This window comes from Granulicella sp. dw_53, from assembly GCF_018449545.1.
GTDB lineage: Bacteria > Acidobacteriota > Terriglobia > Terriglobales > Acidobacteriaceae > Edaphobacter.
Genome location: NZ_JAAVUR010000005.1, coordinates 181,950 through 205,503, shown reverse-complemented (window position 1 = coordinate 205,503; position 23,554 = coordinate 181,950). Strand labels below are relative to the sequence as shown.

16 protein-coding genes are annotated in these 23,554 nt (G+C 54.3%); 5 read left to right on the top strand and 11 right to left on the bottom strand.

Annotation, left to right across the window (positions count from 1 at the left end):
• Window positions 1–74: 74 nt before the first annotated feature.
• From HB393_RS09925 to HB393_RS09915, 3 genes are all read right to left on the bottom strand, one after another.
• Window positions 75–1,340 carry a heparan-alpha-glucosaminide N-acetyltransferase domain-containing protein gene (locus HB393_RS09925; protein ID WP_213805009.1) on the bottom strand — a complete coding sequence of 422 codons (1,266 nt, stop codon included), beginning with the start codon at window positions 1,338–1,340 and terminating at the stop codon, window positions 75–77.
• 1,022 nt (window positions 1,341–2,362) lie between these two features.
• Window positions 2,363–2,704: a hypothetical protein gene (locus HB393_RS09920; RefSeq protein WP_213805008.1), complete on the bottom strand. Its 342-nt coding sequence runs from the start codon at window positions 2,702–2,704 to the stop codon at window positions 2,363–2,365.
• Between the two features lie 8 nt (window positions 2,705–2,712).
• Window positions 2,713–3,282: a sigma-70 family RNA polymerase sigma factor gene (locus HB393_RS09915; protein WP_213805007.1), complete on the bottom strand. Its 570-nt coding sequence runs from the start codon at window positions 3,280–3,282 to the stop codon at window positions 2,713–2,715.
• 180 nt (window positions 3,283–3,462) lie between these two features.
• Here HB393_RS09915 and HB393_RS09910 point away from each other — a divergent pair, with 180 nt between their 5' ends.
• From HB393_RS09910 to HB393_RS09900, 3 genes are all read left to right on the top strand, one after another.
• A complete protein-coding gene (locus HB393_RS09910) occupies window positions 3,463–4,191 on the top strand; it encodes a DUF1080 domain-containing protein (RefSeq protein ID WP_255550957.1) in 729 nt (242 codons plus the stop codon).
• 198 nt (window positions 4,192–4,389) lie between these two features.
• Window positions 4,390–5,373: a Gfo/Idh/MocA family oxidoreductase gene (locus HB393_RS09905; RefSeq protein ID WP_255550956.1), complete on the top strand. Its 984-nt coding sequence runs from the start codon at window positions 4,390–4,392 to the stop codon at window positions 5,371–5,373.
• Window positions 5,361–6,209 carry a sugar phosphate isomerase/epimerase family protein gene (locus HB393_RS09900; protein WP_213805005.1) on the top strand — a complete coding sequence of 283 codons (849 nt, stop codon included), beginning with the start codon at window positions 5,361–5,363 and terminating at the stop codon, window positions 6,207–6,209. Before HB393_RS09905 ends, HB393_RS09900 begins: the two co-directional genes overlap by 13 nt.
• A gap of 50 nt (window positions 6,210–6,259) precedes the next feature.
• On the opposite strand, the gene HB393_RS09895 is transcribed toward HB393_RS09900, so the two are convergent.
• The 4 genes from HB393_RS09895 to HB393_RS09880 form a co-directional block, all read right to left on the bottom strand.
• Window positions 6,260–7,933 carry an acido-empty-quinoprotein group A gene (locus HB393_RS09895; protein ID WP_255550955.1) on the bottom strand — a complete coding sequence of 558 codons (1,674 nt, stop codon included), beginning with the start codon at window positions 7,931–7,933 and terminating at the stop codon, window positions 6,260–6,262.
• Between the two features lie 11 nt (window positions 7,934–7,944).
• The gene (locus tag HB393_RS09890) at window positions 7,945–8,748 is read right to left on the bottom strand and encodes a c-type cytochrome (protein ID WP_213805003.1); all 804 of its coding nucleotides are present in this window, start codon (window positions 8,746–8,748) and stop codon (window positions 7,945–7,947) included.
• Between the two features lie 123 nt (window positions 8,749–8,871).
• Window positions 8,872–10,014 carry a TIM barrel protein gene (locus HB393_RS09885; RefSeq protein WP_213805002.1) on the bottom strand — a complete coding sequence of 381 codons (1,143 nt, stop codon included), beginning with the start codon at window positions 10,012–10,014 and terminating at the stop codon, window positions 8,872–8,874.
• A gap of 114 nt (window positions 10,015–10,128) precedes the next feature.
• A complete protein-coding gene (locus HB393_RS09880) occupies window positions 10,129–13,479 on the bottom strand; it encodes a carboxypeptidase regulatory-like domain-containing protein (RefSeq protein ID WP_255550954.1) in 3,351 nt (1,116 codons plus the stop codon).
• Window positions 13,480–13,951: 472 nt separating this feature from the next.
• Between HB393_RS09880 and HB393_RS09875 the strand changes: the two genes are divergently transcribed.
• Window positions 13,952–15,091 (top strand): ROK family protein, encoded by a 1,140-nt coding sequence (locus HB393_RS09875; protein WP_213805001.1) that lies wholly within the window; start codon window positions 13,952–13,954, stop codon window positions 15,089–15,091.
• Window positions 15,092–15,115: 24 nt separating this feature from the next.
• On the opposite strand, the gene HB393_RS09870 is transcribed toward HB393_RS09875, so the two are convergent.
• The 4 genes from HB393_RS09870 to HB393_RS09855 form a co-directional block, all read right to left on the bottom strand.
• A complete protein-coding gene (locus HB393_RS09870; RefSeq protein ID WP_255550953.1) occupies window positions 15,116–17,389 on the bottom strand; it encodes a PQQ-binding-like beta-propeller repeat protein in 2,274 nt (757 codons plus the stop codon).
• Between the two features lie 44 nt (window positions 17,390–17,433).
• Window positions 17,434–18,966 (bottom strand): M81 family metallopeptidase, encoded by a 1,533-nt coding sequence (locus HB393_RS09865; RefSeq protein ID WP_213805000.1) that lies wholly within the window; start codon window positions 18,964–18,966, stop codon window positions 17,434–17,436.
• A gap of 101 nt (window positions 18,967–19,067) precedes the next feature.
• On the bottom strand, window positions 19,068–20,336 hold the full coding sequence (locus tag HB393_RS09860) for a Gfo/Idh/MocA family oxidoreductase (RefSeq protein ID WP_213804999.1): 1,269 nt from the start codon (window positions 20,334–20,336) through the stop codon (window positions 19,068–19,070).
• Between the two features lie 63 nt (window positions 20,337–20,399).
• The gene (locus HB393_RS09855) at window positions 20,400–21,368 is read right to left on the bottom strand and encodes a sugar phosphate isomerase/epimerase family protein (RefSeq protein ID WP_213804998.1); all 969 of its coding nucleotides are present in this window, start codon (window positions 21,366–21,368) and stop codon (window positions 20,400–20,402) included.
• 532 nt (window positions 21,369–21,900) lie between these two features.
• Between HB393_RS09855 and HB393_RS09850 the strand changes: the two genes are divergently transcribed.
• On the top strand, window positions 21,901–23,148 hold the full coding sequence (locus HB393_RS09850) for a site-specific integrase (RefSeq protein ID WP_213804997.1): 1,248 nt from the start codon (window positions 21,901–21,903) through the stop codon (window positions 23,146–23,148).
• Window positions 23,149–23,554: the final 406 nt, after the last annotated feature.

Sequence of the window (23,554 nt, the reverse complement as noted above, 5' to 3'; positions counted from 1 at the left end):
GCGTATCGCACTACCTGTATACAGAAGATCGCATAACAGCTTCCGACGTCCAAGGGCTCTAGTTGTGTACAAAACTAGAGATAGCTAAGCCATGTTTTTTCCGGATGTGCGCGTTTGTAGTTTGCATATTGCCGAACAGGCCAGTAGAGAGCTGTGACCACCGCAATCCAAATCAGATAAACGCCAGGCAGGCCGAAACCGTATCCATCAGGAAGATGCATCTTCATACGTTGTGGGAGAGGTGCAGCAAGAACATGCCAGTCATGTCCCGTTAGCGCGCATAGGATGATCGATAAGGCGTGAAGAGCATAGATATGAAGCAGGTAATAAAACAGTGGTACACCTCCATAGACCTCGACGTATTTGCGAAGCCACGAAGACCTTCCAGCTACGAGCAAAGAGTCCAACCATGCAAGAAATAGCAATGAAACCCCGATCGCCATCGCACAAAACTGCAGTGACACCGGATTATGGCTTACGCCTAAGAACGTTTTGATGCTGGTGGCAACGTCAGTCGAAGCGTTCCATTGCGTGGGATCTCCATAAGCGTGCAGGCCACGCAAGCCTAGAAAGAGAATAAGAAGACAAGCCCCACTTATCGCCGTGATACGAATACGACGAACTGCAGGCAAGATTATGATCTCGCCAAAGCAGAAGCCTAGAATCATGAGACCATTCCAAGGAATAGCAGGATAGGCAACAAAAGCAATGGGCTTGCCCGCAAATAAAAGCAGGCCCGTCTCGTGAAGGAGGCGCCACAGATTAGCCCAGCTTCCAAGAGAAGCAGCACGTACGTGATCAAACGCATTGTGCCCAGCAACGAAAGTAATCCCTATAACGGCAATGATCGGCATGGGGAGCCAGACGAGGCCGGCAAGCATGACCATGGAAATGCCAAGGGCCCAGAAGACCTGCAGGACTGGCAAAGTCAGTGCAAAGAACGCACCATAATTGATAATCGTCACTTCGAGCAAAATGAGCCACAGACCCCGCGTAAACAAGAAGCGAGATAACTCGGCTTTGGTTTTACCCCGCTGGAGTTGAAGGTACGCTGCAACTCCAGCGAGAAAGACAAAGACAGGTGCGCAAAAACCGGGAGTCCAACGAGTGAAGAACAAGGGCAAATTTGAATTAAGAAGAGCAGGCATCGCGTGCTCGCCTGAGAAGAAAAAGATCTGGGTATGGTTGAGCGCCATAAGAATCATGGCAAACCCTCGAAGCACATCGACGGATGGGATGCGTTCGACAGGCTTCTTGACCTGGATAGGACGGTCTTGGGGCGCGACGCGATTAGGACGTAGCGGAGACTCGCTGATGTATGTAGTGGCAGTTGAATTCATGCTGTTCTCCCAAGAACTCCCCAACGCCAGCAGTACCCGCCATGGAATCCTTTATTAGTAACAATTGAGGAGCCGATGTATTCCAACGCTGACAACTAGGCCGGGACGCGAACACGGCGCCGACATCACGCTGCCGCCTCTTATAACAGGTCCACCTGCATTCTCATCCCCGCTCTCCATTGAGAATAATGAAAAGAATACCAATTGAATCAACCCACGGCACCTAACAACGCCGCCCGCTTTGCCTCAGAATTCCGAGGCCATCATCTCAACTCTTCTATGAGGTGTGGCATATAGTTCCAAGAACGCATTTTTCTTCGCACCCACAACAGGAGGGGTTTCGCGTGTTTTTTCAGAAGAATACGGCAATACCTAAAGACTGAAATTTATGTAAAGGTCAACTTCTTGTAGCCCGCACTAGGAGAGTTTGGCCATAACTTGTCTGCGAATTTAACTGCGCAGCGATACATGCGAAAATACCGTTAGATTCTGTGAGGTAGTCCTCTCAGATCCTGGCCAGAAGATACGTGCAACGTGGCCGATCAGGCTCATCGTTGATCCTCCTCAGACGTGAGAGTGGAAGAGAACAAAGACGTTCCAGCGGATGCAGATCAACCTACCGGATTCATGTCCTCTGCAGCACAAACTCTTCAACTGTTCAAAAACAGCTCACGGAGTTGTTGATTCCTGATCAGCAACTCCGTTACAAGTCGCCTCAAGCGAAAGTTCTCCCCCTCAAGTTGAACAAGACGCTCGTGAGGCGGCAGAAATTCGGCCGTGGAAGCTAACCCTCGACTGTCAGATATGTTCTCGCTCAGGCTGGTGCGGCTCGAGATCGTTGGGCCAACCATCCCAGACTCCTGACGAAGTCTATCTCCTAGATTACCAGCGGCCTCCCGCATATCCCGAGATTCAGCTTCAATGCCTCTGGTGCGTTCTAATTCCATCTCGCTCATCAGATCCCGACCTTCTCACGAAAGCACTTTTTTCAACGTTGCAAACATCGAATTCAATAATTCCGTTCACTGCGGAGCCTGTTGTGGGCTGGGCTCAGAACGTGAACCAAATCCGCAGCCGCGGCGGCCACGCATTCCGGAGCGAAATCGCTCACGTTCCTCCGGGCTCATCTGCGACCATCGTTCTTCCATATGCCGTCTCCAGCCGCGACCACCAGAGTGACGATGGAATCCTCCAAAGAGGATCTTGCTGAGGAGGAAAAGACCAAGTGCTTGCGTAAATGTGATCGGCCGCAAACCGAAGATGGCAGGCATCAGCCAGTTCCAAAGATGCTGGATCACAAAGCCGAAGAAAATACTTGCTACAACAACGATTACAATCACCCTCAACATCCGATAGATCTTCATCTTTTTCCTCATTTTGTTCCTAAATCTTCATCCATCTCTTGCAGCCGAAGCCGCAGATGCAGCACGGCATAACGCTTCCGGGAAAGAAGTGTGTTCACACTCACTCCTGTCTCTTCAGAAATCTCTTTGAAGCTACGGCCCATCAATTCGTGCGCAATAAATGCCTCTCGCTGATTCTCCGGCAGTTCGTTCAAAGCCTCATCCAACGCATCGAAAAGCAGGTTCCGGGCATAGATCGCGTCAGGTCCCGCATCAGGCGAGGGCAACAGATCTTCAAACGCACCGGAGTCTCCATCTTCGGCAACCGGATCGTTCAACGATGCAGTCCTCTGTCTGCGAAACAGATCCGTAATGCGATTTCGAGCTACTCGGAACAGCCATGCAGTTACCTGCTCCATCGGTTTCATCAGCCGATAGGCCTCAATCAATTCATAGAAGACGTCCTGCAGTACGTCCTCAGCGTCTCCGGTATCCAGCACGCGCCGACGAATGAAACTTCGCAGCCGCGGTTCGTCACGCTTCAATGCCTCCGCAATGAACTGATCCTGCTCGGCGGTCGTCGCGTCGCGGCTGGGCATTCTGCTCCTCTGGCTCTGACCGGTGAAGCTCAGTAGGTCTATAGGTGTTAACGGGCGAGCCTGAGAAATATTGTATGAGACGGAAGAAATCTATCTTTGCCCGCACTCAAAGGCAAAGGTGACTGAGCGCTATGGTACGATTGCCAGCAATTGCACCTATTTGAAAGGATCAAGGTCTCTATGAACACTTACAGTGTTGTTCCACCCGGCTCTGACAACGAGCATAGGGGACGCTCTCAGAGCGCACGGTTTTGGCTTAAAAGGTGGCTCTCCGCCAGTGCTTTGGTCCTGGCTGTAACGATGGCGGCGGGACTTGTTCTCGTAGCACAACAGAAGATCGTGCTTCCCGGCAACGATTGGATCTCTCTGTTCAATGGAAACGACTTATCGGGGTGGAAAAAGATCGGTGCCGAAAGCTGGACCGCCGAGGATGGGCTGATTCACGGCAAGGGGCTCACAAAGGCCTACGGATATCTCGAGACCGATAAGGACTATAAGAGCTTTCAATTCTCTTTGCGTTTCAAATGCGTCGGCGACGGCAACAGCGGTGTATTTTTCCACACGGGGTTCAAACCAGGATCGGTAGACACGACACAAGGCATGCAATTTGAGATCGATTGCAAAATGATGCATCACACAGGCGGCGTCTACGCCGAGGATGGTAGAGGCTGGGTTGTTTGGCCTTCTCCGGAAAACGAAGGCGTCGTACGGATGGGAGAGTGGAATGACTACCTTGTCGAAGTAATCGGGAATCGTTATAGGTCCCGTTTAAATGGTGTGCAAATGGTCGATTTTACCGATCCGAAGCCAAGTTCGTCTGACGGCAAGATTGCGCTCCAGCTTCACTCCGGTGGCGACGGGAACATGCAGTTCAAGGACCTTTGGATACGAGATCTCTCAGCCCGCTGAGGCACTCCCTTTTCCCTACGCCGAGTCTCTTGTACCAGTTTCAAACGCGTTCGCTTGTGTTCTCATTGGTTAACCTCCAATGCGGACAAATCATCCAGCTCGCATACTCCATTTCATCTGCGCTCATCGCTTGAGCCGCACAAGCAGCCGGCGTGCTTACGGTCGTAAGTGGCCACTCGTTAGCGGGGTCAAAGAACAATGAGAATTGGATTAATAGGATTCGGTTTTATGGGTGGCGTTCACCTTGCCGCGATCGAGCGGATAGAAAATGCCACGCTTACCGCGGTAGCCACTCGCACACGACCAGTAGCAGGCGGTCCGGCGAGAGGTAATTTACATCACCTTAAGACCGCTACCTTGCCTGACTCCGTCAAATGGCACTCCGATTGGAGGCAGTTACTTCTCGATCCAGAGATCGATGCCGTCGACATATGTCTGCCAACTTATCTTCATAAAGAGGTAGTTCTCAGTGCTCTCGAGAGCGGAAAACATGTGCTCTGCGAGAAACCAATGGCGCTGAACTCCTCTGACTGCGATGAGATGCTGGAAGCGGCGAGTAGAAGCAATCGCATCTTCATGGTGGGACAGGTGCTACGCTTCATGTTTCCATATCGCTATGCCTCCTCGTTTGTCTCGACAACCTGTCACGGCATAGTAAAAGCATGCACCATGAGTCGCGCGACCGGATATCCGCAATGGAGTAACTGGCTTTCGAGAGGCGAGCAAAGCGGCGGAGCAATTCTCGACCTCCTTAGCCACGACATCGATCAAGCGCTCAAGCTATTTGGCCACCCCACGTCTGTCAGCGCAGTAGCCCAGGGCGAGATCGACACAATGCGCGGAAAGCTACACTATGCCAACGGTCTGGAGGTATTGATCGAAGGAGGATGGTTTGCTCCGGAGGTCCCATTCTCTGCCGGTTTTGAGATTGCGGGCTCTGAAGAAACCCTTTCTTTACAAAAAGAAAAACTCACCCTCCACCTTCCCTTTGGAGAACAGTCTGTCGAGATACCCGAGCATGACGCATATCTCGACGAGCTAACATATTTCATCGAATGCTGCAGAAACAATGTAGCTCCAGAACTCTGTTCCCCCTTAGAGTCCGCACAGGCAGTACGATTCGCGAATTTACTCAGAACATCGAGAGAGCAAAACGGAAAGGAAATATCTTGCGAGAAATAACACCAATGGAGACTGGGTTAGTCTTTTGGACAGAACAAAATATCGGGAACCTCCTCGGGGAGCTTGATGCCTTTAGCCTGTCAGCCGGACAACTCGGCGTGCCTCCCGATTTAGTGTGCGATGTAGTCGTCGATCAGTGGACTGCTGTTCTGAAAGAATCTCAGCTAGCGATCACAAGTGCTGTCTGCTCCTACGCAGGGGAAGACTATTCGAACCTGGAGACGATTCACAAGACAGTAGGATTTACCACACCAGACCTGAGACCAGATCGAATTGTAAGAACCCAGGCCGTATCCAACTTCGCTCACACCCTTGGGATCTCCGCCATATCGTGTCATATAGGCTTTATCCCAAGTAATTCGGACGACAAACTTTATGCCGACTTACGCGAACTAACTCAAGTGTTATGTGACTATTGCGGAGGCAATAACCAAAATTTTGTTCTGGAAACAGGTCAGGAATCGGCAGACGTCTTACTCTCATTTATCCAGAATGTAGAAAGACCGAACCTCAAAGTAAACTTTGACCCCGCAAATATGATCATGTACGACTCAGGTGATCCTCTGGCGGCACTGGATATCCTAAGTCCGCACGTAACTTCCGTTCACTGCAAGGATGCTACATCGCCTGTAGCCGGTTCCGGGCTTCTTGGCGCGGAATGCGTCCTCGGGGACGGGAAAGTAGATTTCCCCGCGTTCTTGCGAAAATTGAAGCAGATCGGATATCAAGGTCTTTTAAGCATCGAGCGAGAAGAGCCCAATCGTGAAAAGAGAATCGCTGATATTCACACAGCTGTGTCGCGGTTGAAACAATGGAAAGCGGAACTTGAATTATGACTCTAGTCCTATCTATCTTTCATGCCTTACAGCGCCAACGATCTTCTACCCTAATAAAGTAAGAAGGACCAAAGCATGTCGCCCGTTGCGCAAATAACATATTGGTGGCCGTCTAACATGTAAGTCTGTGGCGCATTCGTAACCTGTCCGACGCGAGTGTGCCACAGAGGGTCGCCGGTGGCCGCGTCATGCGCGACAAGACTCCCCGAGCCATCACCAGAAAATACCAATCCACCTGCTGTTGCCAGCACCCCACCGCTGGCACCGCCGCCGAAGTAACGATGTCGCCATGCAGCTTTGCCTGTCTGATAGTCGATTGCAGTCAGGTAACTCCCGGCTGAGCCAATCTGTGCCTCTTCTTTTCCACCTAACCCCATCGAACCACGCGGATCCAAATCCGTCAGATAGAAGATCGAAAACGAGTTGACCTCATACACATACAGCAGGCCTGTCTCCGGGGAGAAAGCAGGGGGCTGCCAGTTCACCGTCCCGCTGGAATTCGGCGACACCAACGACCCTCCGACCGTGGCGTCCTTCGTGGGATCGTGCAGAGGAGCGCCCGTAGGGGTAAAGCCCTTCGCCCAGTTCGTCGTCAAGCCATATCTGCTTGTCACAAGAGGCTCGCCCGTAACACGGTCCAAGGTGAAGTAGTACCCATTCCGTGCGGCCGTCAGAACCATCTTCCGCATCTTGCCTTGGAACATGCCATCCACCAGCACCGGGGTTTGCGCCGAATCATAGTCGTGCATGTCATGTGGAGAGGTCTGATAGTACCAGGCCATCTTACCAGTATCGACGTTCACCGCGACTAACGAACAAGTGAAGAGGTTGTCTTTGTCACCTCGTACGCCGGTAGTATAAGCAGGCGTCGGATTACCTGTCCCGAAGATATAAAGCTTTGTCTCGGGGTCGTACGCTCCCGTAATCCACGTCTGCGCGCCGCCATGCCGTGCCGCATCCAGACTCGCCCAACTGCTCTCCCCCGGGTCGCCCTTCTGCATTGGCACCGTATAGTGTTTCCACTGCAGGTCGCCTGTTTCAGCATCGAAGGATTGCAGAAACCCCGGCGAATCGATGTCATTGCCAACGCCCACCAGAACATGATCTCCAACCACGATAGGAGCCGGCGTTGCGAAGTAACCCTGGTTCAAGTCGGCGATAGGTTTGTGCCAGCGCTCCGTGCCTGTCTTGGCATCGAGAGAGACGAGGTAATCGTCCGGCGTCTCCATAAACAAATAGCCCTTCCACATACCGAAGCCCCGGTTGCCGATATGCGTGCCACCTCTCGTCTTCCAGAAGTAATGCCATAACTGGCGCCCATCACGCGCGTCAAGGGCCCAGGCATTATCCGGCATGGTGACATACAACGTACCATCCACCTCCAACACCGACCCTTTGATGGAGCCGCCTCTGATCGAGATATCGCCCGGGCCCTCACCCCCGACGATCGAGCGCACGACATCACGACTGCCACGCCGTTGATCGCCACCATTTGGCTTAGGAGCATCAACTCCCGGGCTCATCTGCGACATCCATCCCAGCGTCAACTGCTTGACCGTCGCACGGTTCACCTGGGTCAAGGCGCTGTAACGTCTGCCAGTGTAATCGCCGTTATAGGTCGGCCAAGAGTCCTCCAATGGTTTAAGCAGATCTTCGGGCGCCACGACACCACCCTGCGCGATCAATGAGATCGGCAATAGTAGAAGCGAAACTACGAGCAGCATGCACTTTCGAATCATTTCAGCGTAACCAGGTAAGCAGTTATATCGTGAACATCTTTGTCCGTATACAGCGGCAACAAATCCTTATGGGCCTTCAGCGGATCGAGAAGAGTCACCTGCACGTTGCCGTCCCTGCGAAAGGTGCGGATCGTACTATCTCTTAGCTTTACAGTAACGAGAAAATCATCGGCCCGAACCAATGTCCCGTCCACCTTCTCTCCGGTCGGGAGAGTAATCGTGGCTTTGACCAACGCCCCTTCGTGAGCCTCGGCAAGGCTACCGCCCTGCAGCCAGGCAGTCTGAAGCACCTTCGGATCGGTGATTCGCGAGGCAACCCCCTGCAAGTCGCCTTCAGCAGAGTGACACTTCCCACAATTTGAAATGAAATAGGCGCGCCCATCGCCCGCATTGCCGACCACAATCGTAGGAGGCTTTTGCTTTCCTGGCGGCGCACCTTGCCTGCCGATCGTTCCGATAACACTGCGAATATAAGCGGCTACGATCTTTGAGTCCTCCATGTTCAGCCCGATCGCCGGCATACCCATTGCCTGGCGGGATCCCTGAATAACGGGGACGATTAATTCTCCATCCTTGTCGCTCAGAGTCACCTGAGAACGCAGCAGATTAGGACCACCCAAATCCCCGCCCCGCAGATCCTGCCCATGGCACGCCTGGCAGTTGATTCCGAAAAGAGTCTTACCGCGGGCCACCTGTGCAGGATCGATCTGTACCCGCTTCTGTCCCGGCACGAATCCCGCAGCCTCCTGCTGCTCGCTTGCCCTTCCAGCCTCAGGCTGTTGCGCCAAGATCCAGGTCATGGAGCTCACCAAGAGCACCACCATAACCCTGATCAACGAACGAGTCTTGAAACGCATGAACCCCCTCAACCTCAAGCAACCTGTACTCTGCTTTGCGAAGTACCAATCTATCCTAATCGCTCGCTATAGCGCTGCCATCACTTCGCGATAGAGATGCTGTGCACCTTCAATCCCATCCCACGGACCAGCTTCATACTCCAGGGCAAAGACTCCTGTGTAGTTATTATTCAACATAATTCTTACGTTCCGTTGAACATCCGGCTGATCCCAACGATCCCAGTACTTTGCATGCACTGTGGTGTGGGCATAAGGGGCCAGATCCTGCAGCGCATGGTACATAAGATACTTATGCTCCCAGTTACAGAAATCAGGAGACGCCTCACAAAAGGGATTATTCACTTCCTCAATAATAATCTTGATGTTGATCGGGTTCGCCGTCAGGCCCCAGTGGTTCTCCAAAGTCACTTTGACTCCGAGTTTGCCGCCGTAATCTGCCATCTCTTTGAAAGACTCAATGCAATTAGCCAGATACTGTTCGATCGAATTATTCTTCGGATAACTGCTTGCATTCGGAAGTGGACTCGGTGCAATTCTCGGCCCACCACTGTTCACACGCATCGATTTCGCGCCAAGTATCGCGGCGCCATCCAGCCACTTCTTAGCCACCTCGACACCCACCTTGCGCTTCTCCGGATCCAACTCGCAGATATCTCGTGGTGCATTGTTTGAGATATGGTGACACTGCGTTCCGGTAGTGACTTGCTTGTTAGCCATCTTTTCCAGCCACTTCCTGCCGGAAGCGCTGGACGGATCAAACTCCGACACCGTCCGGTTCGTCCCGTCATAACCCACAATCGTGCTCTTGACGTATTGGCTGTCATCCTCCGCATCGCCGAACAGACTGGACCATAGATCCATCTTGTAGACTCCAGGGAAAGTCTTCTTGGTAAACTCCGGATAATCGAGCATGGTGATCTCGCCATACTTCTTCTTCATCTGGGCGACAGTATCCTTCTCGCCGATATTGCCATGGGTCTTGAAGATGTAACGAATCGGGTAGCTATTAGAGGCGATGCGGGCCACCTTCTCCTTGTCTGTGAGTGGACGAGAAGCACCAGCATGGACGATGGATTCGGGGGTAACAGATTGAGCTTCGGCGCTGCTGCTCAAGGAGTCGATCATGAGACCTGCCACCAGGCTTCCACCGGCGCCCTGCAAAAACTTCCGTCGATCCAGATTACCGCGTACTCCATTGCTTAGACTCATCGCACGAACTCCTTAGAAAACAAGTATCGATTCCGACCTTCAACAACTCGACGCCGCTGCCCTGAGGACAACGAAAAGAAGGGCGACTCATAACGAGTCGCCCTAGGATCAGTATTAGAACTTCAATCGCGCTGCGAACTGAATCAATCGCGGGTTATAGGCAAGGGAGGTGGCGGTGATCTGACCGTTCAGCGCATTGCCAAGCGAGGCGGTCGGATTGGCGAACTGTGCGGTATTGAGCACGTTGAAGGCCTCGGTACGGAACTCCAGCTTCAGGCGCTCGGAGAGGTCGAAGTTCTTGAATACCGACAGGTCCACACGCTGCAGGCCAGGGCCATAGAGCTGGTTGCGCCGCTGATTGCCGAAGGTGGCCAACTGCTGGGGGACAAAGTCGCCGGTATTGAACCAGCGTGCGATCGTCGGGTGATCCACCTTGCCGGAGCCGGTCTGATTGGGACGGTCCGAGTTAGTGGTGCTGGGACGCGTACCCGAGCGGTTATTCGCGTTGGTCACAGAGAACGGCATGCCGGTGTTCCAAACCGTGATGCCATTCGCCTGCCATCCTTTAACCAATGTACCAACGAAGCCGTGAGTCCCCTTCCCAAAGGGCAGAGTGTAGTTGAAGGTGAGGGTAAAGCGGTGACGCACATCGAGGTTGCCGTTGCCGTACTCCAGCGTGGGAATGTTCTCTGCGAGGGAGCCGAAACCATTGCCGCCGTTGTTGGAGATGGTCTCAGCGTCATCCAGCAGGCGAGCCAGCGTATAGGTCACCTGCAGGTCGAGTCCCTTGCTGTACCGGCGCTTCAACACAGCCTGCATCGCGTGATAGTTCGAGATCGCATTGCTAGTAAGGAGCGGGATACTGGTGACATTGGGAACCGTCGCATGAAAGCGGCGGAAGTTGTTGAAGTTGTAATTTGCGGGACATCCCGGGGCTGTCGACGTGAAGGTACAGATCGACGGCGTAACAGTGTTGTAGTCCGACAGGTAGTAGCCGACGTGGCGGCCAAGTTCACCCACATAGGAAACGCTGCCGACGAAGCCCGCAAACTCCCGCTCTGCCGTTAGGTTGAACTGTTCGATGTAGGTAGAGCGGAACTTCGGATCTAGTGCAGCCGTGACGCTACCGCTCGGGTTGGTCGCGCTGTTAACGGTAGGGGACGGCAGTCCGCCGGCGAACTTGGCGAACTGCGGACCACCGTTCGGGGCAGTGACAGCCTGCCCCGGCGTGAAGGGACCGAAGGTCGCAGTAAAGGGTTGGTTGACCAGTGCGGCGCCCGAGGTCATGTTCTCCGGAGCATAGGTAATGCCGAAGCCGCCACGTACTACCGTCTTCGGAAGAGGCGTATAGGCAAAGCCGACACGCGGAGCAACGTTGCTATAGTCGGTACGGACATTACCTGTCCTCGAAGCGCCATTCTGCCCCGCGACCACGATAATTCCCTGTGTCGTGTCGAAGTTCGACAGGATATTGTTCTTCTCGACGTACGGAGTAAACAGATCGTAACGGACACCGAGATTCACCGTCAGGTTCGTCGTAAGGTGGACATCGTCCTGGACAAAGCCATGCGGCTCCCAGGTAAAGTTATGCGGCGTGTACAGGATGGAGTTGCGGCCGCCGTTGACATAGTCTCCAGAGAGCAGCGTAGAGAAGTCCTGGAAGGTCCAGTTTCCATTGGCGGTATCGGTCTGCGTGGTCTTGCCTTGGCGGCGGATGACGCCAGCGCCGATCTTGATCGTCTGCTTGCCGCGAATGTAAGTGACCATGCCTTCGTACTGAAAGGTATTCTCGTGATAAATGATGGGAGGACGATTGCCAAGGTTGGCGCCTTGAGTCACCGTCACCGCGGAGAGCTCAGCCGTGCGGGTATCCACGTTGATATTGGGCTGGCCGAAGGCCGTGTTGATGTTGTTGCCGAAGTTCAGCGGAAACTGCGCGTTGTCCAGCAACGTGTAGCCCGCCTTCAGTTCAACGAGGACACTCGGCGTAAAGGTGTGGATATAGTTCAACTGCGCCTGATGCGCACGCGCAACGGCAGGGCCGGGATAACTACCGAGATTGCCGCCCGGGAAGATACTCCCGGCAGCCGAATTCACCAGCGGGAAGAGACTGCCGATATTGGTATCCGCAGAGTTATAGGTGTAACGCAGATAGACTGAGTCGCCATCAGAGAAACGATGGTCGATGCGGCCGTCGGCCGTCTTGGCGAACTGCGTGTTGCGTGGCGTTCCAATGTAGTTACCGGCAGTCAGATTATTGGTCGGCAGCGGGAACAGGTTGAAGTACTGAAGTCCCACTCTATCAATAGCAGTTACGGTTGGATTCGTCTGCGTGCAGGTCCGTACTCCTGCAACAACCGTGCAACTGTCCGTGAAGTTACCGACGTTCTGGCGCTCAAAAAGAGTGGGTACAGTCGTCGTCGTCGGGTTCAGGTTGCGGACGATGTTGAGGCCTTCGTAGTCGGCAAAGAAGAAGGTACGATTCCTCCAGATGGGTCCGCCAAGGCTGCCGCCAAACTGGTTCTGGCGGTACTTCGGCTTCGGAATCGCCGCACCAAACTTGAACGGATTCGCATTCAGCACGTCGTTGCGGAAGAACTCGTAGATAGAGCCATGGAGCGTATTACTGCCAGACTTGGTGATCACGTTGATGGCGGCGCCAGCGGTGCGGCCCACCTCAGCGGTGAAGACGTTGGTCTGCACGCTGACCTCTAGGATGGCATCAACAGAGGGACGTACTCCAATGGAGCCGATGACGCGCTCATTATTGTCCATGCCATCAATCAACTGGTTGTTGATAACATCGGCCTGGCCGTTGACCGAGACCGAAGAGGTCTGGCGGCGATCATCGGGCCGGTTGCCACTGGCGAGACCGTTGTTCAGCCCTTCCGTGGCTCCAGGCGTAAGCTGCACTAGGTTGATGTAGTTACGGCCGTTGAGCGGCAGCTCCTGCGTCTGCTTCTCCGTGACAGTGGTGATGAGCGCAGCGGTGTCCGTATGGAGTGCCGGGGCAGCCGCCTCAACCGTAACCACGTCGCCTTCGGAGCCCACCGTCAGGTGCGAGTCTTCACGGGCGCGGTCCCCTGCCGCCAATCCGAACGAAGATATTTGGAACGAGCTGAATCCAGGAGCCTTCGCTGTGAGCGAGTAGCGGCTTGGCTTCAACAAAGTAAAGGTGTACTCCCCTGAAGATCCAGAGGTCGCCGTACGCGTCTCGTGGGTTTCAATATCCGTCAATTGAACCGTTGCATTCGGGACCACAGCACCGCTGATGTCCGTCACAGTACCAACCACATCCGCAGTAGTGCTCTGCGCAAGCAGCGGCACGCCCGAAAGTGCCGCGCATGCAAGGACACCCCAGACGATGCACTGCCTCAGGCATCTAGCAAATCCAAGGCGCGCGCTGCTTCTATCCGATCCAGTTACGATCTCCGTACACATATGATTCTTCGAAGAGTTCTTCATGTACAGGCCTCCTAGGTTCTGCAGCAGATGTTGTTGTACCTGTAAGTCCACAGGCTTCTTTGTAGTTATCCGATCACTTCGTGTCACACCAAACTGGGCCTAAGTGCTGTCCGACGGTAGAACAACGTCTCCGTAACTTTGTGCTTAATCTCGTTACGAAGTTCTACTTCTCAGCCGAACGAGACAATGTGTCACCTCCGAGTCCTGATGCTCGGATGACTCGGAACAACTACAAATCTGGCGCTTCCCTGCTTCAGGCTGACGTATTTATTTACTAAGTAAAAAAATAAAGTCCAGTTCTGTTGCGGGGCGCGCTACGATGTAGAACTAAATCTTTGGAGAACGTTTCGGTAGGTGGATCATATGCGGCACACGGAATAGCGTCAAGCATATAGTCACTTTTTGCTGGTTTTTATAGCCGGAGCCAGTCATCCTGAAATACCCGAGCAGTAACATCCAGGAGGAAACCCCGTTGAACCCGTACTTACGGTCAGCTAGAAGCGCGACAATTGCTGCGCTCCTGCAACACGAACGGCTTTCACGCTCCGAACTCGCCGAGATTACCGGTGTTAGTCCCGCTTCGATTACGGAAGTTAGCCAGAACTTTCTGCAACAAGGACTACTTGTCGAGTTACTGCTACCCCAGACAGGCAAACGGGGCAGACCCTCCGTACAGCTCCGTCTTCAGTCATCTCACTCTTACTTCGTTGGAATCAGCATCTCCGAGGTAGCAACCCTCATGGTCGTCACTGACCTACAAGGTCACATCCTCGCGCGGCAGACAATTCCATTTTGCAAAACACCTGCCGAAGTTACAGCCGCGGTCCGCAAGAACTACACGACCCTCCTCCGCGATGCAGCAATCCCCCGCAGCCGAGTACGTGGCGTCGGCATCGCTGTCGCCGGTATCGTGAACTCGGATCTAGGCATCTGCCGCTACTCAGCGGCTCTCAACTGGCGAGACGTACCAATCTCAGAGCTCATCGGCACAGCCTTGAAACTCCCCGCATGGGTCGACAACGACGCGAACGCCGCCGCCGTCGGTGAAAAGTTCTTCGGCCGCGCCCGCGACTACCTCAACTTCACAAGCATTATTCTTGGCCGCTCCATCGGCTCTGCCCACTACATGCACGGCATGCTCTATCGCGGACACGACGGTGGCGCAGGCGAAATCGGCCACATCACCATCGATCCCAAGGGCGCACTCTGCCACTGCGGACGCAATGGCTGCCTCGAGACCATCGCCGGTGGGTTCGCGCTTCGTGCTGCAGCCAAAGCATGCGGCCTCTCCATAAACGGCATGCGCGACCTCGAGGTGTTAGCCGTACAAGGTAACACAGAGGCAAGCCGGCTCCTCCGCACCGCCGGAGCAACGCTAGGCGCTGGCATAGCCTACCTGGTCCACATCAACAACCCCCAGTGCATCCTCTTCACCGACATGGAGGGCTTTGAAAACGGTGTCTTCCGAACGGCAATTCGGCAGACGATCGAAAACAACATCCTCCCCCGCTTCCTCGGATCGACTCAAATCTTATTCATGGATGCAGAGCCGGGCTTCCTGCCACGCAGCGCTGCATCGATCGCCGCCTTCGAATACCTGACATCACTCTAATTGTAACCAATCACGATACGTAAATCACTCATGCCTGGCAGATGCGTCAGGCAAGGCAAACGCAACATAAGCCCCAGGAATCGGAGCCTGAGAAGCCGGATGCCCAGGAACGTTATGCGTGTAGGTAGTCGCTTGTGCGGCAGCACAAAACACGATGTACTCCCTCCCACCTACCTCATACACCGCGGGCATTCCCTCAACAGCAGCATCTACCTCAGCCTCCCACAGCACCTTTCCACTCGCCGAATCGATAGCGCGCACCTTGCGATCGCGCGTACCGGTAAAGATCAGCCCTCCAGCAGTAACCACTGGATTCACCTTCGGAAATTGGGACCCGGTATCTTTGAACCCCTTAGCCGCTAACTCCGGAACCTCGCCTAAAGGAATCTTCCACCGGATAGTACCCGAGTTCAAGTCATAAGCCGTCAAAGAAGTCCACGGCGGCGAAATAACAGGAAGACCGCTGCTAGCGAACATAAATCCAAAGCCACTCTTGTAGTGTGTGGTCAATGGATCAACAGCGGCAGGCTTCGTAGCTGTAGCATTCGAGGCTGTATCAGCCGCGGGCGCAAGATCCGGACGCGAAAGGTAAGCCAGTAACGAATGCAGATCCGCATCCGACAACTTAGCAAAGGACGGCATCGGCCCCTGTCCATGCCTCACAATGCCTCCGATCCGATCCCCCGGCAACCTCGACCCCACACCAATCAACGAAGGAATCGCCGGCGGTCTCCCTTCAAGCTTCGCACCATGACACAGACTGCAGTTCGCCTCGAAGATCGACCGCCCCTGGGCCTCCGCAGAACCCCCACGCACAATCTCCTTCGCCAGCTCGAGCTTAAGCATTGAAGGCAGGTCCTTAGACACGACGTACAAGTTTCCGTTCGCAGGATCGATCGCCGAGCCACCAAAGTTCGCACCACCATTGTTCCCTGGCATCTCGACAGTGTTGCCCAGCCCTGGTGGCGTGAAGAGCCCTTGATTACGAGCACCCCGCATCTCTTCCTCTAGTCGTGATCGCTCAGCCGGCTCGAGGAAAGGACTCAGATCAGCCACCGTAAACGCCTGACGCGCAAACGGAGGTGGCTTTGAAGGAAACGGCTGCGTAGGAAACGTCTCCTCTCCCGGAACATCCGACTTAGGTTCAGGTCTCTCCTCAATAGGCCAAAGCGGCTTTCCCGTCACACGATCGAACACCCACACGAACCCTACTTTGCCCGCCTGAGCCACAACATCAACCATCTTGCCGTTATGCCGAACCGTGGCCAGCATCGGAGTCGTCCCGTTGTCATAATCCCAGATATCGTGATGAACCATCTGGAAGTACCAGATAAGTTTTCCAGTCCGAGCATTCAGCGCAAGCAGACAGTCGCCAAACAAATTCGCTCCCGGCCGATTCCCTCCATAGAAGTTGTACTTAGGGCTCGCCGTCGGAATATAGACAATGCCGCGCCTCTCATCCAGCGCCATCCCGCTCCACGAGTTGGCTCCCCCCACAGTCTTCCATGCATCCTTCGGCCACGTCTCATACCCAACCTCGCCAGGATGTGGAATCGTATGAAAGGTCCAGGCGAGGGCGCCCGTCCGAACGTTATAGGCGCGAACATCGCCAGGACCCGAATCGTACTCCTCGTTCGTCGCGGAACCCAGAATTAACAAGTCACCAAAGATGCGCCCAGGGTTATAAGACTGCACTAACGTGAGACTCCTCGGATCGCGTCCTAATCCCTCGCGCAGATCCACATGGCCATTCACGCCAAACTTCGTAACGGACTGCCCCGTCCGCGCATCAATTGCCTGAAGCGAGTTATTGAGTGCAAAGAGCAAGCGCCGGTCAGACCGATCGCTGCTCTCCCAGTAATTAATCCCGCGATTGGTGATCAGAGTTGTACTCGAATCGGTCGGGTGAGTCCACATCTCCCTGCCCGTAGCAGCGTTCAACGCAACGATATTGTTCTTCTTAGCCAGAACATACATCACCCCATCCACAACCAGCGGATTGAATGAGTACTTCCTATCGTCTCCAATGGGATAAGTCCACGCTACTTGCAGCTTGTTGACGTTGGAGCGACTCACCTGACGCAGCGCCGAGTACTGCGCACCATCCGCAGAGCCTCCATAGTCACTCCACGTCGTATGCGCACTGGATTTGGCGGTTCGGTTCGCAGAGTCCTGTGCAAATGCTCGCCCATGAAAACTCGCAACCACGAGCGCTACAAATAAGACGGCTCCCCGGATCGAGAACCGCAGAGCGACTCGAACATCATAGAACTTCGACAGTGTCTTACAACGCATCATGACGTATCTCCACAGCAGCCTCTAACACCATCTCATGGCAGGGATCAGGCCGGCGCGCGAGCAGAGACAATCGCCTTGGGAGTAAAGGTAAGATCCGCGACGAACGGATAGGAAGGAATTCGGCGCTTGTTCGCCGGCAGATGAACGATGTCCTGGTTGATCGAACCATCCGACAGCGCCATCAGGCTTGGGTTTGCAAGCGGGGCGAGCTCCGGTGACAGATACCCCGACTTAACGACAATAATCTTGTAGGTATCGGGCTTCAGCCCCAGCCGCGTAAAGTCCGCGATGTCATGGTAGGGTCTACGCTTGGCCGAGAGCACCAACGTAATCCCCTCGATCTGAACCACCGCCTCCCGCTCCAACGGATCTTTGGTTGGCACTAGAAACACCACCTTGGCGTTCGCTTTAACCGGCCTGCTGCCAAGTGGATCGAGCGTCCCGCCAATCGAAAGGGGCAGCGAAGCTCCAACGCCTGCGGCATAACATTTGTCTGCAGCAGGTTGATCGGTGATCCCGGCGAAGACCGTGTTCTGCGCCTTGTAGCGAAGCAGCGCCTCAAGCACCTCTGCACGATCACTCGTACCGCCGCCAGTCGGATTGTCGCCCGAGTCAGCCAGAATCGCCGGATGCGTCGTAGCCTTCATCGCACGCTCGATGCAGTAATCAATCGTTCCCGTCTCGGTGCCAAACTGAAACTCCTTGCGCGCATCCCAATACTGTTGCGCCAGTGAAACCGCGATCTTCTTCTCCGTCGCCACCGCCGTCCCTGTGATAACCGCGCTCGCCGAGGAACGAGGCTCATCGGCCCACACATAACCGACCAACAGAGAGACATCGAGGATCCCCGGTTCCATATTCAGCTTCGGCAGTTGTGCCCAGAGACGTTGCCCCGGCTCCCAGGTAGTGCTGCTCCGTTCGCCCGGCATGAGGACAGGAATAGGCGCCCAAACAAGCGTCGGACGAATGCGCTTCTCAATGCAGTGCATCAACATCGCGCAGGAGCGTTGCATCGTCTCTTCGCGGTCGATATGCGGCGCCGTGCGGAACGCCGAAAACATATCGATGTTATCGATGACGCGTTGACTGACGTTGCCGTGAAGATCGTAGCTGGCCGACAGAAGGCAATCAGGTCCCACCACCTTGCGCGCCGCCTCCATCCAATCTCCCTCCGCATCCTCCATCCCATCGACAAACATGGCGCCGTGCATAGGCAGGAAGAGTCCATCCAACGGAAGCAGCGTCTTCAGCCGCTTCAGAAAATCTGCCTTAATGGTGTCATACGTCGCACGCTCAACAGGACCACCCGGCGTAGCCGCAGCCACCACGGTAGGAAGAAAAGGAACGGGGTACTTCTTGAGGAAGGCAAAACGTTGCGAGTCGGTCAGCGCATCTCCGGTAAGCACGCTGAAATCCACCATACGCGCACGAATGCGGCTATACGTGCTCGACTCAATACCGATGCCGCCGAAGGCGATCCGTGGTTGCCCACTAGGTGCAGCCGCCAGGAGAGTCCGCGAGACTGCCGAGATAAGTGTCGCCGCCGATGCCGTCTTCAAGAAAGATCGTCTCTTCACACTTTCCTTCCATTACTAATAAATTGAACGTCATAGCTTGAGAGAACATCGAGGCCCACGCATAAAACGCCTCCACAACCGAACCATCGCTGCAAGAACCTCTAGTTGAACTTCGTCACATCCATGTTGAGCGAATACTTCTCCGGGTGCTTCATCATCTCGCTCCAGGTGAGCTCGCGCCCCAACACCGCCGCCTGACGGCCCAGCATGCAACTGCGTGCACTCTCCACACCCGCCGCAATTTGGTTATGAAACTTACCCGAAGTAATGCTCTCGATAAAGCTGCGGTCCTTCATAGGATCGGCGAGGGCCAGGTTGTTCGTAAACGCGCCGTCCGCGGCGAACTTGCCAGGTGCATTATCCTGAGCTTCACTTCCATCCCATGTCCACGGATCGGCCCCCAGAATGCGCAACGGCCCGGAATAAGGCGCCTCGGCGATACCCGCATCGCCGAAGACCCGCTCTGCGACATCGAAGTAGCCGTTATGCCCAAACTGCGTCGAGGAGAAGCTAAGCTCGACCTCACCCGGATAAGTAAAGATCACCTCATAGTTATCCGAAGTATTGCCGAAGTGCTTGACCGCCATGCGGCTGCTCTTCGCCACGGCCTTGATCGGAGGAGCCCCCATGATCCAGTTACAAACATCGATCACATGGATATTCTGCTCCAGCAGGATATCTCCAGAGAGAGTCCGGTCCCACAACCAATCCCGCAACCTGAGCTCATCCGCAGCCATGCCTGTGCGATCCGGATAACTCGAAGCAGGCGCGTTGTAGTGCGCGGAGATCGCAGCGATCTTGCCGATCTGGCCCGCATGAATCCTACGCACAATCTCAACAAACGGCGGAGCGCTGCGAATCTGAAACCCAACATCCATGCTCACCTTGCCGTCTACCCGCTTCGCAATGGCAAGCGCACGCTCCGTCTGTGCAATATCGACGCCCACAGGCTTCTCGCAATAAGCATGCTTTCCCGCACTCACCACGCCATCCAGATGCTCAACATGAAACCAGGGCGGCGTCGAGATCTGAACCGCATCCACCTCAGAAGAAGCCGCAAGCTGCTGGTAAGCAGTATGCCCACGAAACATAAGCTTTGGATCGATCGCTCCATGTCCAAGCTTGCCATTCACCGCATCGAAGTGAGTCTTCCCCTTCGCCAACTGGTCAGGAAAGATATCCGCCAGCGCGACGATGCGGGCGCCCGTATTATTCGCAAACGAGGTGGCGACCGAGGTCCCGCGATTGCCGCAACCAAGCAGCCCGAGACGCACAGCGGAGTTGGCCTGATACCCAAACACCGTCTTCGACTTCAAAATCAAAAGTCCTGAAGCGGCCGCCGCCTTCGTTATGAACTTCCTTCGATCCATGTCCTAGATTCTCCCAGCCTGACCATTGCAGACCTGTGACGAAATATGTGACCAAACCTGTAGCTAGATCTGCGAAAGGATGCGCTCGAGATAAATCTTCTCCCGCCTCACATCTTCCACCTGCTGCGGGCCCGACGTCTCACGCTCGATAGTAATCGCTCCTGTATAACCCAGCTTCTTGAGCTTGACGAAGACCTGTTTGAAATCAACCAGCCCCTCTCCAATCACCACCTCTTGCCCAAGCTTCGCCGGATCGGTAGGCCATCGACCGTCCTTCGCATGCATGCTCTTGATATACGGACCAAGAATATCGACCGCATCGACAGGATTCGCCTTGCCGTACAAGATGAGGTTAGCCGTATCCAGCCCCACTCCGAGACTTGGATTGTTCACATCCCGAATAACCCGCAACATGGTCGTCGGAGTCTCCTGCCCCGTCTCCATCAGAAAAGACTGACCGTTCCCCGCGCAGTGCTCCGCAAGGCCGCGAATCGTTAGCACCGTCTCTTCATAGAGCGGATCTGCAGGATCCTCAGGAATGAACCCGCAATGCGTCTGCACATACGGAATGCCAAGCAGCTTTGCAAAATCTGAGGTCTGCTTCAACGCGTCCACACGCGCCGTCCGTGTCGCCCGCGGGACCACGCCAATCGTCGCAGGCCCCTCGGTAAAGTTCCACTTCAAAGGTCCAGGCTGAACAACTTCCGCCGTAGTCGCTGTAACCCTATACTTATCGAGCAGTCCGTGTAACTGCTCGGCAAGAGCCTTCGTGTACTTACCCAGATAGTCGTCCAACGAGAAAAAGCAGTTAGAAAATCCAAGCTGCTTGACCCGTCCAATAGTTCCCTCAGGATCGCGTGCAGGTTTGATCAGCAACCCCAGAGCCATCGGCTTCCAGGTAACCGGCGCCATCTCCATCAAAGCAGAGTCGGCAGAAAGCATCGCCCGAGCCAACGCACCCGCCGGCGTAGCACTGGCTCCACAGAGAAGTCCCGCGCTCAATCCAGAACTCAAGAACTCTCGTCGAAGCATCCAGAACCTCCAGAAACTACGGCAACGTCCGCATTGCAAAAACGCGGCTCATTTGATTTATTTCAATAAGTGATCTAATTCACCCCGGATAATCCCAGCTATCTCCCCGGAGCGATTGCGAAAGTCGATCAAAATGATTGCTTTGGTTGATGAAGGTTATGAGAACTATCCCCGAGTGTCAACACCAAACGCCTATCCATAGCGTTTAGTCTGACCCTAAGCGTGGTGAGCCAACAAGACGACTCCGCACTCCACGCGCCGAGAACAGCACATACCTAGGACCCACAGCAAAAACAAGCCCTCTACATAAACCACGTAGTTGTCATAACTTGAGTGGTGGCCCGGGCAGGAGTCCAACCTGCGACCTTCGCGTTAGGAGTGCGCTCAAGGCATTGCATTCCACTTCGAAGGATTGCAGGCCGATGCGTCTAATGCCTTGTAATAACTCGGCTTAGTGATGCTTCCTGATTTTGAAAACAGTTGCAATATCCTGCATTAAAATTTGGCCGTGGTGTACCAAAGGTGTGCCACTTTGGCGTATTCTGAAGCCGAGATTTTGGAGGTGGATGTGGCTGCCAACCTTACAGCAAGGACCATCGGTTCAATGTTCGCCCATGAGGATTTCCCTGGCCTTTATGAACGCAATGGCTACTGGTACGCCCGCTATAAGGTCAAGGGCGTTGGCGTAAAGAAGTCTTTTGGCCCCAACAAGGCCGGCATGAAAAAGGCGATTGCTCATTTGGCCACGATTCATAAGATCAGGGATGATCGAGAAGGCTACATTCCAAAGACAGCCAAAGAGAAACCTCAGACCGCTAACGATCTGAGAGCCACCCCGATCGTCACTGGTTCGGTCACAGTCAGCGAGTTGTGCGATGACCTATTGCGCCATATCCAGCGTAATCCGAAAGAGTACAAAGACCAAAGGAATCCGGTCTACCGCATCGGCCTAATCAAGCGGGAGTTCGGAGATCGTGTGGCTGCATCGATCAGGCCGCCTGAACTCGCAGATTGGCTTGACTCCGTAAAAAATGACAGGACGGGTAAACCATTAGCTCCAGCTTCTCGCAATCGCCTTAAGGTCACGCTCTCGTCCATATACCGCTATGGCAAGGAACGGGACAAGGTTCAAGTGAATCCTGCTCGCGATGTAAAACAGAAAAAAATCGGCAACGGTGTGATTCGCTTTCTGCGCGAGGAGGAAGAAGAAAGAATCCGTAAGGTCTTGCAGAATGCGGTGGACGCTTGCCCAACGTTGAACAAGCAGATGCGGAAACGGCTGGAGCATCGCATCCATGAGCTTACTATTTCACTTGGGACAGGTATGCGGAAGGGCGAGCAGTATGGCCTTCAGAGGCCAGACGTGGATCTCGAGCGTCGCCGCATTTCAGTCCGTGAGACAAAAAACGGTGAAGTTCGCTATATACCTATGAACGACGATGTCTATGGGGCATTTAGGGCGCTTCTTGCCATGGACTTGTCGCGCAAGAATCGCGCTGAAGACATGCCCAATCAGGCTCCTTCGGATTCCATATTTGGGATCGGCGATAACAAGAAGTGGTGGATTGAAACGCTCAAAAAGGCCAAGGTGAAAAACTACCGCTGGCACGACAACAGGCATACATTTTGTTCCCGTTTAGCCCAGGCTGGCGTTCCCCTTAAGACGATCCAGGAACTCGCCGGCCACAAAACAATCCAGATGACTGCGCGTTATGCCCACATGGACCAACGACATCTAGAGAATGCTGTATCCATTTTGAACAGCAAAAGAGCAGCTTGATCCGCAAGGTTATCGGTGTGATCCGGGTTAACCGTACGTGATCGTTCCCCCATGCAAATGAAGTGTGCCGCACCGCTTCAGCCGACGATTCGTTCCGGATGATCACAGCGAGCATACTTCCGAAGGTCGGCTACGGGAATAAGAACTCGTCCTCCGATTCTCCGGATCGGCAAACGTTTCGACGCCACAAGGTAGTCAAGACCACGCTGGCTAATAGACAGAAGTTGAGCGGCCTCTTCACGGCTCACCAGCAGCTTGTCTTCGGGTGCCACGGTGACCCGCTGGGGAAGCTTTTTGAGACCATCCCTGAATTCTGTCCCTCTGTACTCCCGTTGTCGCGACTTAACCTTGCCTCTCTCGAAATTAATGTCCCATTCCGCCGACATAGTTTCATCTCCTCTACAAG